This is a genomic window from Nonomuraea sp. MG754425 (assembly GCF_021699195.1).
GTDB lineage: Bacteria > Actinomycetota > Actinomycetes > Streptosporangiales > Streptosporangiaceae > Nonomuraea.
Genome location: NZ_SSXE01000107.1, coordinates 75,646 through 88,515 on the forward strand (window position 1 = coordinate 75,646; position 12,870 = coordinate 88,515).

A 12,870-nucleotide genomic window follows, 5' to 3' on the forward strand; every position below is an offset into this window, starting at 1 on the left:
CCCGGTGTCATCCCTGCGACGTAGTCCCGGCGGAGGCCGCTCCCGTCATCGGGACGGATGCGTGGCCGGTCGCGCAGCCATGACAATGTCCCGATGACGGCGGAACGAGGGCGGCGGACGTGGTGGCGGTACGCACGGGAGGTGCTGCGCCCGGAGGAGGCGCGGGCCCGGCCGTCCCGCGGAGCGCTGGTGGCCGACCTGGTGCTCGCGCTGCTGCTGACCGTGCTCGCGGTGGCCGCATCGGCCGATCTGCACGACGCCTCCACCGAGGGGCGACAGGGGCCGGCGGCCGTGTCCCTGCGGCTGCGTCCCGACCCGCCCGCCCGGCCGGTGAGCCCGGACCCGCCGGGCCCGCGGGCCGGCTCAGCGCAGGGTCCGCATCCGCTGCTGGTGGTCCTGACCACGTTGCCGCTGGCCGTGCGACGCCGGTACCCGCTGGCTGTCTTCTGGACGGTCGTGCTCGCCGCGCTGGCCACCCACGAGGCCGCGACGTGGATCACCGTGCTCGCCTGCGCCGTCGCCGCCTACGGCGCGCTCGCCTACAGCCGTCACCGGCCGGCGGCGGCGGGCGGGCTGGCGGCGGCGGCCGTGCTGACCGGCGTGGTCTTCCAGGACGTCGTCCCCGCGCTGCCGTCCTGGCTGGGTCCCGTCGTGGTGCTGGCGGGGGCGGGGGCGCTGGCGGTGGCCGTCCGCTTCTGGCAGGGGCGGCTGCGGGCCGGCCGGGATCGCATCGACGCGCTCCAGCGGGCCCAGTCGGAGGCCATGCGCGCGGCCGTGGACGAGGAGCGGGCCAGGATCGCCGCCGAACTGCACGACATCGTGACCCACAACGTGAGCGTGATGGTGATCCAGGCCGGGGCGGCGCGCAAGGTGATGGACGCGGAACCCGCGGAGTCGAAGCGGGCGCTGCTCGCGATCGAGGCGGGCGGGGGCCTGCTGGCCACCGAGAACGAGGCCATGAGGAACGGGGTCACGGAGACCGGGCCGCCCGGCCCGCGGGGCGGGCTCGCGCCGCAGCCTGGGCTCGATCAGCTCGACGCGCTGGTCACCCGGGTCAGGGACGCCGGGATCCGGGTCGGCGTCGAGCTGTCGCCGCCGCCCGGCCCGCTGCCCGCCGGGGTCGATCTGGCCGCCTACCGCGTCGTCCAGGAGGCCCTGACGAACACGATCAAGCACGCGGCGGGCGCGGCGGCGTCCGTCTCGATCCGTCACGAGGGCGACCGGCTGGAGATCGAGGTCACCGACACCGGCGGCACGCGGCGCGGCCGGTCGCGCACGGGCGGGCGCGGGCTGATCGGGCTGCGCGAACGGCTGGCCGTCTACGGCGGCACGCTCGAAGCGGGACACACCCCCGCGGGCGGCTACCGGATCTTGGCCCGAGTACCATGGCGAGCCTCATGAACCACCCGCTCCGCGTCCTCATCGCCGACGATCAAGCCCTGGTCCGCACCGGCTTCCGGATGATCCTGGCCGCCGACGGCATCGAGGTGGCGGCCGAGGCGGCGGACGGCGCAGCAGCGGTGGAGGCGGCCCGGCGCACCAGGCCGGACATCGTCCTCATGGACATCAGGATGCCGCGCATGGACGGCATCGAGGCCACCCGGCGCGTCCTCGCCGACGACACGGCCGGCGCCACCCGCGTCCTCATCCTGACCACCTACGACCTCGACCACTACGTCTACGCCGCGCTCGCCGCCGGGGCCAGCGGCTTCCTGCTCAAGGACGTCACCCCCGAGCACCTGGTGGCCGCGGTGACCCTGGTGCGCACCGGCGACGCCCTGCTCGCCCCGACCATCACCCGGCGCCTGGTGGAGCGGTTCGCCCGCCGGGACGACGCCGCTCCTGCGGCCCGGCACCGTGACCTGTCGGAGCTGACCGCGCGGGAGCTGGAGGTGCTGCGGCTGCTGGCCACCGGGCTGAGCAACGTCGAGCTCGCCGACCGGCTGACCCTCAGCCCGGCGACGGTGAAGACCCACGTGGCCCGCATCCTGGCCAAGCTCGGGCTCAGGGACCGGGTGCAGGCCGTCGTGCTCGCCTACGAGAGCGGGCTGGTCTCGCCGGGCTCCGTCGCCGGCGGTTAGCGTCGCGGCCCGCCGGCGCTCCCCTGCCGGAGGCGACGGCGGGGAGCGGGTGTCAGGCGCGGGTCCACTCCACGCAGCCGCCCGTCTGGAAGGCCTTGTCGGTGGGCTGGATGGTGACGGTGGCCGGGCCGTTGGGCATGCCGGAGGCGATCGGGTCGCCGCCGTTCGTGGTGTTCAGCCTGGCCCAGTAACACATGGGGAAGCCGGACATGGGGCCGGTCGTGCGGTAGGTGCCCGGCTGGATGTCGGAGCCGACGACGAGCGTGCGCAGGAGGGAGGACATGTCGACGGCGCCGTCGCCGCCCGGCCGGGTCTGCCCGGCCTGAGGCTGGCCCGTCTGACCCGGTTGCCCGCTCTGACCGGGCAGCGGCTGCCCCGTCTGACCTGGTTGCCCCGTCTGACCGGGCAGCGGCTGACCGGTCTGGCCAGGCTGGGGCTGATCGGTCTGGAGCGGGTCGGGCTGGGCGGGCGCGGTGCCTTCGGGCAGCGTGCTCTCGGGCAGCGTGCTCTCGGGTGGCGTGCTCCCCGGCGGCATGCCGTCGGAGGGCGCGTCCCCGGGCGGCGTGTCCTCGACCGTCACCGTGATCTTGGGCTCGGGCTCCTCCGTCGTGCTCCCGGCGCCGAACCCGACGAGCAGGCCCAGCAGGAAGCCGAGCAGCGCGGCGAGTCCGGCGACGAGCAGGATGATCGGTGGGCTGCTCGTCGCCCGTGGATACTCCGGATACTGGGGGTGGTCAAGACGCGGGGGCCCGTACATCACGGACCAAGGGTGCCATCTCTGTCAACGATGGAGATAGTCGACGAGCGACGCCTTCTCCGTCTCCAGCTCCTCGATGGCGCTCTTGACCACGTCGCCGATGCTCACGATGCCCACGAGCCGGCCGTTCTCCACGACGGGCATGTGCCGGAAGCGCTGCATGGTCATCGTGCGGCGCAGGGATTCGACGTTCTCCCCCGGACCGACCGTGGTGACCGCGGTCGTCATGATCGCCTCCACCGGGAGGTCGAGGATCCCCGGGCCGCGGTCGTGCAGGCGGCGCACGACGTCGCGCTCGGAGACGATGCCCTCGATGGTGACGCCGTCGGTGGAGACCACGACGGCTCCGATGTTGTGCTCGGCGAGCTCGGCGAGCAGCTCGCGCACGGTGGCTTCCGGCGCCACCGTGGTCACGCCGCTGCCCTTGCTCCGCAGAATCGTCCCGATGAGCATGTGGACCACCCCTGCCCTCAGTCTTTGGCCCTCAGTCTTGCCAGCTTGTGTCCAGGCAAACAAGCATGTGGGGACGTCGTCAAGCGGTCCCGTAGGCTGCTTGGCGTACGAAATCCCGTACAAAAACCGAAAAATCACTCAAGGACCACCAGATGACCGAGCCGCTCAACACCGGAAGCCACGATCTGCCCGTCACCGACGAACTGGCCGCCTTCATGCGCACCGGCTGGGGGCCGGGCGGCGGCGCGGGGGTGAGCGCGCGGCCGATCGCGCCGTGGGCGGCCAAGCGGCGGGCCACGCTGGCGCAGCGTTTCCCCGGCGAGCGACTGGTGATCCCGGCGGGCACGCTGAAGGTGCGCAGCAACGACAGCGACTTCCGGTTCCGGCCGCACAGCGCGTACTCGTACCTGACCGGGGCGAACGAGTCGGACGACGTGCTGGTGATCGAGCCGTCGGGCGAGGCCGTGCTGTACGTCAGGCCGCGCGCCCCGCGCGAGGAGGGCCAGGAGTTCTACCGCGACCGCCGCTACGGCGAGTTCTGGGCCGGGCCGCGCCCCGACCTGGCCGAGGCCGCCGAGCTGTACCAGATCGACTGCGCCCACATCCGCGAGCTGGAGCTGGACGGCCGCCCGGCCAGGGTGCTGCGCGGGGTGGACGCCTCCGTGGACGCCCGGGTCCCGAGGGGCGCGGGCGACGCGGAGCTGGAGTCGTTCCTGTCGGAGCTGCGCCTGATCAAGGACGAGTGGGAGCTGGGCGAGCTGCAGGGGGCCGTGGACGCGACCGCCCGCGGCTTCGAGGACGTCGTGCGCGCGCTGCCCCAGGCGTTCGGGCACCCGCGCGGCGAACGGTACCTGGAGGGCGTGTTCGGGCTGCGCTCGCGGCTGGAGGGCAACGCGGTCGGCTACGACAGCATCGTGGCCTCCGGGTCGCACGCCTGCGTGCTGCACTGGATCCGCAACGACGGCGCGCTGCGCGGCGACGACCTGCTGCTGATGGACGCGGGCGTCGAGGCCGACACGCTCTACACCGCCGACGTCACGCGCACCTTCCCGATGTCCGGCCGGTTCAGCGCCGTGCAGCGGCAGGCGTACGAACTGGTGTACGAGGCCCAGACGGCCGCCATCGCCACCCTGCGGCCGGGCGCCCGCTTCCGCGACTTCCACCTGGCGGCCATGCGCGTCATCTGCGAGGGACTGCGCGACTGGGGCCTGTTCACCCAGTCGGTGGACGAGCTGATGGAGACGGGCCTGTACCGGCGCTACACGCTGTGCAGCAGCGGCCACATGCTCGGCCTCGACGTGCACGACTGCGCCAAGTCGCGCTCGGAGGTCTACCTGGACGGCGTCCTGGAGGAGGGGCACGTGCTGACCGTCGAGCCGGGCCTGTACCTCCAGCCGGACGACCTGACGCTGCCCGAGGAGCTGCGCGGCATCGGCATCCGCATCGAGGACGACCTCGTGGTCACCGCCGACGGGGCCACGCTGATGTCCTCGGCGCTCCCCCGTCACCCGGACGAGATCGAGTCCTGGATGGCCGCCCTGCTGTGACGGAGCGGTCGCGTTTCGTACCCGGTTGACAAGGTGTGATCTGGCTCTCCTACCTTTCGCGCAAATTACCGCCGAAGCATGGCCTACTGGACAACCCGTCAGTAAGGTTGCCAATTCGTAGGCGGCGGAGGTGGCGATGGCCTGGTCCGGGTACGTCGGACGCCGTGCCGGCGCGGCCCTCGGCCAGGTCGGTGACCTGTTCGTCATCGTGCTGGAGGGCCTGCGCCGGAGCTGGGACGTCAGGCGCTGGTGGTGGGAGTTCGTCGACCAGTGCTGGTTCCTGGCCCGCGTCACCAGCGTCCCCGTGCTGCTGGTCGCCCTGCCCCTGGGCGCCACCGTGGCCTTGCAGGTGGGCGAGCTGGCCCGGCAGCTCGGCGCCGGCTCGGCCACCGGCAGCGCCGTCTTCGTCGGCCTCATCCGCGAGGTGGCGCCGCTGGCCAGCGCGCTGCTGATCTCCGGCGCCGGCGGCAGCGCGATGACCTCCGACATCGGCGCGCGCCACATCCGCGACGAGCTGAGCGCGATGGAGGTCATGTCGGTCAACCCGATCCATCGCCTGGTCACCCCGCGCATGTGGGCCGCCAGCACGGTCGCGGTGTGCCTGTGCCCGCTGGTCATCGTGGCGGGCGCGGCCGGCGGCTACTTCTTCAACGTGGTCGTGCAGGGCGTCACGCCGGGCGCGTACTTCGACGGGGCGCTGTCCCTGGTCGTCGCCTCCGACCTGTACGTGACGCTGTTCAAGGCGTGGATCTTCGGGTTCGTCGCGGCGGGCGTGGCCTGCTGGAAGGGCATGACGTGCGCGGCCAGCCCGGTCGGGGTGGGCCGGGCGGTCAACCAGGCGACCGTGGTGACGTTCATGCTGGTGTTCACGTTCAACTACGTGATCTCGGCCGTGTACTTCCTGGCCTACCCGCCGAGGTCGCTCTGATGACGACCCGGACCGCCGGCCTCAGGATCGCCCTCAGGGGGCGGGACGCCGCCGAGCGGTTCGCGTCGCTGGCCGACTGGCCGCTGTTCGTGTGGAAGGTGCTGCTCTACTCGGTCCGCGACGTCGTGCTGCGGCTGAAGTACGCCAAGGTCGTCGTCCGGCAGGTCAGCGACGTCGTGGTGGGCGTGGGCGCGACCGTCATCGGCGGCGGCATGATCTTCGTGGTGTTCACGATGGCGTTCGTCGTGGGCGCCACCGTGGGGCTGCAGGGCTACCAGGGGCTGCAGGCCATCGGCGCGGAGTCGTTCATGGGGCTGGTCGGCAGCTTCGCCAACGTCCGCGAGATCACCCCGATCATCGCGGCCACGGCGCTGGCGGCGCAGGTCGGCTCGTCGTTCACGGCGGAGCTGGGCGCGATGCGAATCTCCGACGAGATCGACGCGCTGGAGGTGATGGGCATCAACGCCTTCACCTACCTGATCTGCACCCGGGTGGTGGCCGCGCTGCTGGCGCTGGTGCCGATCTACCTCATCGCGCTGTTCGCCAGCTTCTTCGCCACCCGGCTGATGTGCACGATGTTGTTCGGGCTCGCGCCCGGCGTCTACGACTACTACTTCTACCTGTACCTGCCGGTCAGCGACATCGCGTTCAGCGTCGCCAAGGTCGCCGTGTTCGCCTTCGCCGTCATCGTGATCCACTGCTTCCACGGCTTCAACGCCACCGGCGGGCCGGTGGGCGTGGGGGTCGCGGCGGGCCGGGCCATCCGCCAGTCGATCGTCACGATCGTGCTGCTCAACCTGCTGCTGTCGTACCTGTTCTGGGGCGGCGGCGGCAACATACCGCTGACGGGGTGAGCAGGTGGGCCGAGCCGATCTTCCCCTCGCCGCCCGGATGGGCATCGCGCTGGCCGTGCTGGCCGTCTTCGCCGCCGCCGCCCTGTACGCCGTACGCGCCGCCACCGAGGTCCCCGGCACCCGGATCGACGCCGTGTTCGGACGCGCCGGTCAGGGCCTCGACGCCGGCTCCCCCGTCAAGATCCGCGGCGTCACGGTGGGCGAGGTGACGAACCTGTCGCTGGACGCCAGAGGCCGGGCCGTGGTCACCATGCACGTCACCGCCAGGATCCCCAGGAGCACGGTCGCCTCCGTGGAGCCGGCGTCGGTGTTCGGCCCCAAGTTCGTCGGCCTGGAGCCGGGCTCCGGCGAGAGCACCGGCCCCTACCTGGCCTCCGGCGCGCTCATCACCGAAACCCGCGACCCGCTCGACCTGTCCGACACGCTCGGCGACGCCTACCGCGGCCTGGACGCGGTCGATCCGCGCGAGGTCACGGTCATCGTGCACACCCTGGCCAAGGGGCTGGAGGGCCAGGGCAGGGACCTGCGCGAGCTGATCGGCGACGCCGGCGCCGTCGTGGACGTGGCCCACCGCCAGCGGGAGCGGGCCCGGCGGTTCCTGCACGACGCGGCCCTGCTCGGCACCTCGCTGTCGGACAAGGGCGACGAACTGGTCTCCATCTCCTCCGACGTCAACGTCATCACGCCCGGCCTGCTGGAGCGGGCCGACAAGGTGCGCGTCCTGCTGGAGGAGATCGACTCCGTCTCCGGCCAGGTCACGCACGGCCTGGCCAAGCACCGGCAGAACCTGCGGGCCGGCGTGCACTCCGGCGAACGGGTGGCCGCGCTCATCTACGCCCAGCTCGGCCTGGCCGGCGACGGCGTGCGCGGCCTGAACACGCTGGTGGACCTGCTCAACGAGCTGATCGAGGCGCCCGGCCCCGGCGACAGCCGCCAGCTCCAGGTGGAGGCGTTCGTGGCCACCGACGTCTGCGAGCTGATCGTCGGCGCCTGCGGACCGACCGACGGGAGGCGCTGAGGCATGGAACGCGTCCGGCGGCGGTGGACGTTCGTCCGCTTCGTGCTGTTCATCGGCCTGACCGTGTCGCTGATCGTGTTCATCGCCGTGCAGGTCGCTCGGGTGAACACGGGCGGCGGCTACCGGCTGAGCGCCGTGTTCGACGACGTGTCGGGGCTGGTCGAGGGAGACGAGGTGAAGATCGCCGGCGCGCCGGTCGGCCAGGTGCACACCATCAGGGTCGTGGACGGCCGGGCCGAGGTGACCATGGAAGTGCAGGACGCGGTCAGGGTGCCGGCCGACACCGAGGCGGCCGTCCGCTGGCGCAACGCCATCGGCCAGCGGGTGATCTACCTGCTGCCCGGCACCGCGCGCGACCGGCTGGCGCCCGGGGCGCGCATCACCCGCACCTCCTCGGTCGTCGACATCGGCCAACTGGTCAGCGACCTCGGCCCGCTCACCCGCAGCCTCGACCCCGAGCAGATCAACCAGCTCCTGACCGCCGCCGCCACCTCGCTCAAGGGCAACGAGCGCGAGATCCCGCGCCTGCTCGATAACGTGGACGCCATCACCACCACGGTCAGCGAGCGCAGACGGACCATCCGGCGGCTCCTGGAGGACTACGCCACCGTCACCGGCGTGGTCGCCAAGCGGGACAAGCAGATCGAGCGGCTCGTGGACAACCTCGTCACCCTGTCGGAGGCGTTCGCCGACAACCGGCGGCTGGTGGACGACGCGCTGGTGGAGCTGTCGGCCACCTTCCGCACCTCCGACGAGGTGCTCGGCAGGAACGCCGGCGAGCTGGGCCGGCTGGTGGACAACCTGGCCGGGCTGACCGGCGGGATCAGGCGGCACGTGAGCGAGGTGGACAAGGTCGTCAGGACGTTCCCGCCGCTGTTCGAGCGGGCGTACTCGTCGGTCAACCGGGGGCACTACTTCATCACCGCGGTCCCCTGCGTGGCGCTGAACGCCGCGCCCTGCCCGTACGGGATGCAGACGCCGCCGCCGCTGCGCAACCTGCGCGTGCGCAGCGAGAAGGACCTCAGGAAGCTGCTGGTGGGCCGGTGATGGCGGTCAAGTCCTTCCGCGACAGGAACAAGCACCTCGTCGGCCTGGCGTCCCTGGCGACGCTGGCGGCGGTCCTCGTGGCCACGTTCCTGGTCGGCAACCTCGGGCTGTTCGAGGGCGGGTACACCGTGTCGGGCGTGTTCGCCGACTCCGGCGGGCTGCGCACCGGCAACGACGTCCGGGTGGCCGGGGTGCGGGTGGGCAAGGTCACGGAGGTGCGCGCCGACTACGGCCAGGGCCACGTGGTCGTCACGTGGCGGGTGGACGACGGCGTCCGGCTCGGCCGCTCCACGCGCGCCGACATCGCCCTGTCCAACCTGCTCGGCGGCCGGTACGTCAAGCTCAGCGGCGCGGTCGCGCCCCCGTACCTCGACCAGCTCCCCGAGGCCCGGCGGCGCATCCCGGCCGAGCGCACCGGCGTGCCCACGCTGATCAACGACGCCGTCAAGGACGCGACCCGGCTGGTCGAGCGGCTCGACACCGACGCCGTGGACGACCTGCTCACCGAGCTGGGCAAGATGGACACCTTCCAGCAGGGCCGCGTCACCCGCCTGCTGGACAACATCGGCGACCTGTCGGAGACCATCAGCGACAGCGAGCCGCAGCTCCAGCGGCTGCTCGACAACGGCACGAAGGTCATGGACGTCCTGGAGCAGAAGGACGCGCAGCTCGGACGGCTCATCGACGCGGTCGAGATCATGCTGACCGAGCTGCGCGGGCGCCGCGACGAGCTGCGCACGATCCTCGGCGACGGCAGCGACCTCGTGCGGAGCACGACCCGGCTGATCACCGAGCACGAGAACACCCTCGTGCAGGTCCTGGACGACACCTCGGCCATCACCACCCGGCTCAGCGGCAGCGGCGAGCGGCTCAACTCGCTGCTGGCGTGGGCGGGGCCGACGTTCTCCGGGCTGGCCACGATGGGCGGACAGGGGCCGTGGCTGGAGGCCATCGCCACCGGCCTCGGGCCGATCAACCCGGAGGTGCTGGCCGCCATCGCCAAGGACCGGGGAGGCGACCGATGAGACGGCTCACGGCGGTGCTGCTGGCCTGGGTGCTGCTCGCGTCCGCGTGCTCGGCCCCGGGAACCGGCCCGTACCGGCTGGTGGCGATCTTCGAACAGGCGCCCTCCCTGTACGAGGAGGCGCGGGTGAAGGTGATGGGCCTGGACGCCGGGTACGTGGACCGGATCCGGATCGCCGGCGACAAGGTGCGGGTGGAACTGCGGATCGACGCGCGGGTGCCGCTGCCGGCCGACGTCAAGGCCGTGGTCGCGCCGCAGAACACGCTCGGCGAGCGCAACGTCGTGCTCTACCCGCCGTGGACGCCCGGCAAGAGCCGCGTCCGGCCCGGCTCGACGATCCCGCTGGAGCGCACCGACCTGCCGGTGGAGATCGACGAGGCGCTCGACGCGTTCACCGAGCTGACCGACGCGCTCGACGACGACCAGCTCGGCAAGGTGGCCGGCGACCTGGCCGACGGGGTCAGGGGACACGGCAGGACGATCAACAACGCCCTCGCCGACACCTCCGAGCTCACCGGCGTGCTGGCCAAGCAGGACCAGCAGCTCGTGGACCTGGCCGAGGGCCTCAACAAGCTGGCCACCAGCCTCAACAAGCGCGAGAGCCAGGTGACCGGCGCCGTCGACGCCTTCTCCGAGGCCGCCGCCATCCTCGCGGACGAGCGGCGGCGGCTGCGCGGCTTCGTCTCGTCCATGGCCGGGTTCGTCCGGCGCGGCGACGTGATCATCGAGCAGTACGCGAAGCGGCTGCCCCAGGCCGCGACCACGCTGGCCGAGCTGGTGCTGACGGTCCGGGCCAACAGCGCGGCCACCGCGCGGGCGGTCAAGGGCGCGGCCGACTTCGCCGACGTGCTGATCGACTCCTGGGACCGGAAACAGCACGTGCTGAAGATCCGCGTCGTGCTGAACGCGATGACCAGGGCCTGGCTGACACCCCTGTTCGACGCGCTGAACCTGGGCGAGGTGCCGTGCCTGCCCGGCGGGCTGAGCAACTGCCCCTTCGAACGGCGGAGGGACACACGATGATCGCACGGCTGGCCGCAGGGGCGGCGGCACTGGCCCTGACCGCGGCCTGCTCGCTGCAGACGCTCGGCGCGACCACCGGCGACCTGACCCTGCACGCCGTCTTCGACGACGTCCAGAGCCTGGTGGCCGGGCACAGCGTGCAGATCTCCGACGTGCGGGTCGGCACCGTCACCGGCATCCGCCTGGACGGCTACCGGGCCAGGGTCACCATGTCGGTCCAGTCCGCGCACCGGGTGCCCGAGGGCAGTACCGCCACCGTGGCCAAGACGTCCGTGCTGGGCGAGAACTACGTCCAGCTCACCCCGCCGCCGGGCAAGGACCTGGCCGCGGGGCCGTACCTCAAGGACGGGGCCACGATCTCCGAGACGTCCGTGGAGCCGGACATCGAGCAGGTCACCGCCAAGGCCGGGCCGCTCATCGAGGCGCTCGGCGCGCAGGACGTCAACGCCGTCCTCGACGCGGCCTCGACCGCCTTCGCCGGGCAGGGCGACACGGTGAACCGGCTGATCAGGCAGACCGCCGAGGTCACCGACGCCTACGCCGCCGCCCGCCGCGACCTCGGCACCTCCATCGACGCCCTGGCCCGGCTCGGCGACGACCTCGCCGAGGGCAGCGCGGAACTGGACCGGCTGCCGGGCACGCTGGCCGCGGCCACCGAACGCCTCGCCCACGGGCGCGGGCACGTCAAGAAGACCATCGTCGCCCTGACCAAGCTCGCCGAGCAGGCCAACCTCACCGTCTACCCGCGCCACGCGCGGCGGCTGCGCACGCTGCTGCGCGAACTGGAGGCCGTCTCGACGTCCATGCAGCGGGGCAAGGAGGACCTCAAGGCGCTGGTGGCCGAACTGCAGGCGTTCATCGACACGCCGCCGATCACCGTGAACGGGCAGGTGCTGATCTACGTGTGGCTGAAGGGCCTGTTGCCGTCCGTGCGCGGGACCCCCGTGCGCCGGCCGGGCGGGGACTTCGGCCTGCTGCTGGAGCCGCCGCGATGAGACACCGCATCTACCTGAACATCGGCTTCTTCGTGCTGCTGGGGGTCGTCATGACCGTCTGGGCGTTCAGCACGATCATCCGGCTGGACGCGGTGGAGCGGCCGTACCGGGTCTCGGCCGAGTTCGTCTCCTCCCCCGGGCTGATCCGCGGGTTCGACGTGGCGTACCTGGGGGTCCGGGTCGGCCGGATCGGCGACGTCCGGCTCGCGCCCGGCAGGATCGTCGTGGTGCTGGACATCGACCGGGAGATCCGGCTGCCGAAGGGCGTCACGGCCGAGGTGCGCCGCCGCTCGGCCATCGGGGAGCCGTACGTGGCGCTCTCGCCGCCCGCCACCGGCGTCACCGGGCCCGCCCTCGCCGCCGGCGACACGATCCCGCTGGCCAGGACGACGGTCCCGCTCGACTACAAGAAGCTGTTCGAAGGGGTTGGCAAGCTGCTGAACGCGATCCCGCCCGAGGACGCCGAGACCGTCGTGCACGAACTGGCCGTCGCCCTCGACGGGCGGGCGCCCTCGATCAGGAACATCATCGACGACGCGCACTCTCTGACCGGCACCCTCGCCGACCACACCGAACTGCTCGACGACCTGTCGGTGCAGCTCACCCGGCTCACGCACACGCTGGCCGGCAGACGCGGCGAACTGGCCTCCGGCATCTCGGACCTGAGCACGGTGACGGCGGCGCTGCGGGAGTCCCGCGCCGACCTGAACGCCTTCCTCGACCAGGGGCCCGGCGTGTTCGGGCAGCTCGACGCGGCTGTACGGGCGTCGCGGCCGGGCTTCTCGTGCCTGCTGACGGCGACCGGGCTGCCGCATCAGCCCGTCTTCTCGGCCGCCACCGAGCGGAACGTGCACCGCCTGCTGAGCATCGTGCCGACCGCGCTCAGCCTCGCCGACGACATCACCGACCGGCGCGGCGACACGGTGTACGGGAAGGCGGCGTTCGTCTTCAGCGTGCCGGGCGGGCCGACGCCGGCCGAGGAGTACGCCGGGGCTCTCGGGGCGCCGTCGGTGCCCCGGCCGCGCTCGTGCCCGGACCGCGCGCCCGAACCGGACGCCGCCTCCCGCGCCTCCTCCCGCGCCTCCTCCCGCGCCTCCTCCGATGCCGATGCCGACACCGACACCGGCGCCAGGCCGTCCGACC

Annotated in this window: 13 protein-coding genes; 11 read left to right on the plus strand and 2 right to left on the minus strand. The window is 72.4% G+C overall.

The window, feature by feature from the left end; all coding sequences use genetic code 11:
* Nucleotides 1-93: 93 nt before the first annotated feature.
* The gene (locus FAF44_RS32060) at nt 94-1,401 is read left to right on the plus strand and encodes a sensor histidine kinase (protein WP_237107053.1); all 1,308 of its coding nucleotides are present in this window, start codon (nt 94-96) and stop codon (nt 1,399-1,401) included.
* Nucleotides 1,398-2,081 (plus strand): response regulator transcription factor, encoded by a 684-nt coding sequence (locus tag FAF44_RS32065; RefSeq protein ID WP_237107054.1) that lies wholly within the window; start codon nt 1,398-1,400, stop codon nt 2,079-2,081. Before FAF44_RS32060 ends, FAF44_RS32065 begins: the two co-directional genes overlap by 4 nt.
* A gap of 52 nt (nt 2,082-2,133) precedes the next feature.
* On the opposite strand, the gene FAF44_RS32070 is transcribed toward FAF44_RS32065, so the two are convergent.
* Together FAF44_RS32070 and FAF44_RS32075 are read right to left on the minus strand one after the other, a co-directional pair.
* Nucleotides 2,134-2,838 (minus strand): hypothetical protein, encoded by a 705-nt coding sequence (locus tag FAF44_RS32070; RefSeq protein WP_237107069.1) that lies wholly within the window; start codon nt 2,836-2,838, stop codon nt 2,134-2,136.
* A 24-nt stretch (nt 2,839-2,862) separates the two neighbouring features.
* The gene (locus tag FAF44_RS32075) at nt 2,863-3,291 is read right to left on the minus strand and encodes a CBS domain-containing protein (protein WP_237107055.1); all 429 of its coding nucleotides are present in this window, start codon (nt 3,289-3,291) and stop codon (nt 2,863-2,865) included.
* Nucleotides 3,292-3,443: 152 nt separating this feature from the next.
* Between FAF44_RS32075 and FAF44_RS32080 the strand changes: the two genes are divergently transcribed.
* From FAF44_RS32080 to FAF44_RS32120, 9 genes are all read left to right on the plus strand, one after another.
* A complete protein-coding gene (locus FAF44_RS32080) occupies nt 3,444-4,838 on the plus strand; it encodes an aminopeptidase P family protein (protein WP_237107056.1) in 1,395 nt (464 codons plus the stop codon).
* 136 nt (nt 4,839-4,974) lie between these two features.
* Nucleotides 4,975-5,766 (plus strand): ABC transporter permease, encoded by a 792-nt coding sequence (locus FAF44_RS32085; protein WP_237107057.1) that lies wholly within the window; start codon nt 4,975-4,977, stop codon nt 5,764-5,766.
* Nucleotides 5,766-6,620 carry an ABC transporter permease gene (locus FAF44_RS32090; protein WP_237107058.1) on the plus strand — a complete coding sequence of 285 codons (855 nt, stop codon included), beginning with the start codon at nt 5,766-5,768 and terminating at the stop codon, nt 6,618-6,620. Before FAF44_RS32085 ends, FAF44_RS32090 begins: the two co-directional genes overlap by 1 nt.
* 4 nt (nt 6,621-6,624) lie before the next feature.
* The gene (locus tag FAF44_RS32095) at nt 6,625-7,638 is read left to right on the plus strand and encodes an MCE family protein (protein WP_237107059.1); all 1,014 of its coding nucleotides are present in this window, start codon (nt 6,625-6,627) and stop codon (nt 7,636-7,638) included.
* Nucleotides 7,639-7,641: 3 nt separating this feature from the next.
* A complete protein-coding gene (locus FAF44_RS32100) occupies nt 7,642-8,685 on the plus strand; it encodes an MCE family protein (protein ID WP_237107060.1) in 1,044 nt (347 codons plus the stop codon).
* Nucleotides 8,685-9,710: an MlaD family protein gene (locus FAF44_RS32105; RefSeq protein WP_237107061.1), complete on the plus strand. Its 1,026-nt coding sequence runs from the start codon at nt 8,685-8,687 to the stop codon at nt 9,708-9,710. The genes FAF44_RS32100 and FAF44_RS32105 overlap by 1 nt, the downstream gene beginning before the upstream one ends.
* Entirely contained in the window at nt 9,707-10,732 is a 1,026-nt protein-coding gene (locus tag FAF44_RS32110; protein WP_237107062.1) for an MCE family protein, read from the plus strand. Before FAF44_RS32105 ends, FAF44_RS32110 begins: the two co-directional genes overlap by 4 nt.
* Entirely contained in the window at nt 10,729-11,727 is a 999-nt protein-coding gene (locus tag FAF44_RS32115; RefSeq protein ID WP_237107063.1) for an MCE family protein, read from the plus strand. Before FAF44_RS32110 ends, FAF44_RS32115 begins: the two co-directional genes overlap by 4 nt.
* Nucleotides 11,724-12,870 (plus strand): MlaD family protein (locus tag FAF44_RS32120; RefSeq protein ID WP_237107064.1); only part of this gene is annotated, 1,147 nt, incomplete at its 3' end. The genes FAF44_RS32115 and FAF44_RS32120, both read left to right, overlap by 4 nt.

Excerpts from the sequence above, each read along its gene's own strand:
- FAF44_RS32075 (WP_237107055.1), bottom strand. The coding sequence starts at position 3,291 with ATGCTCATCGGGACGATTCTGCGGAGCAAGGGCAGCGGCGTGACCACG.
- FAF44_RS32090 (WP_237107058.1), top strand. The coding sequence starts at position 5,766 with ATGACGACCCGGACCGCCGGCCTCAGGATCGCCCTCAGGGGGCGGGAC.
- FAF44_RS32060 (WP_237107053.1), top strand. The coding sequence starts at position 94 with ATGACGGCGGAACGAGGGCGGCGGACGTGGTGGCGGTACGCACGGGAG.
- FAF44_RS32105 (WP_237107061.1), top strand. The coding sequence starts at position 8,685 with ATGGCGGTCAAGTCCTTCCGCGACAGGAACAAGCACCTCGTCGGCCTG.
- FAF44_RS32110 (WP_237107062.1), top strand. The coding sequence starts at position 9,707 with ATGAGACGGCTCACGGCGGTGCTGCTGGCCTGGGTGCTGCTCGCGTCC.
- FAF44_RS32070 (WP_237107069.1), bottom strand. The coding sequence starts at position 2,838 with ATGTACGGGCCCCCGCGTCTTGACCACCCCCAGTATCCGGAGTATCCA.
- FAF44_RS32100 (WP_237107060.1), top strand. The coding sequence starts at position 7,642 with ATGGAACGCGTCCGGCGGCGGTGGACGTTCGTCCGCTTCGTGCTGTTC.
- FAF44_RS32065 (WP_237107054.1), top strand. The coding sequence starts at position 1,398 with ATGAACCACCCGCTCCGCGTCCTCATCGCCGACGATCAAGCCCTGGTC.
- FAF44_RS32115 (WP_237107063.1), top strand. The coding sequence starts at position 10,729 with ATGATCGCACGGCTGGCCGCAGGGGCGGCGGCACTGGCCCTGACCGCG.
- FAF44_RS32080 (WP_237107056.1), top strand. The coding sequence starts at position 3,444 with ATGACCGAGCCGCTCAACACCGGAAGCCACGATCTGCCCGTCACCGAC.
- FAF44_RS32085 (WP_237107057.1), top strand. The coding sequence starts at position 4,975 with ATGGCCTGGTCCGGGTACGTCGGACGCCGTGCCGGCGCGGCCCTCGGC.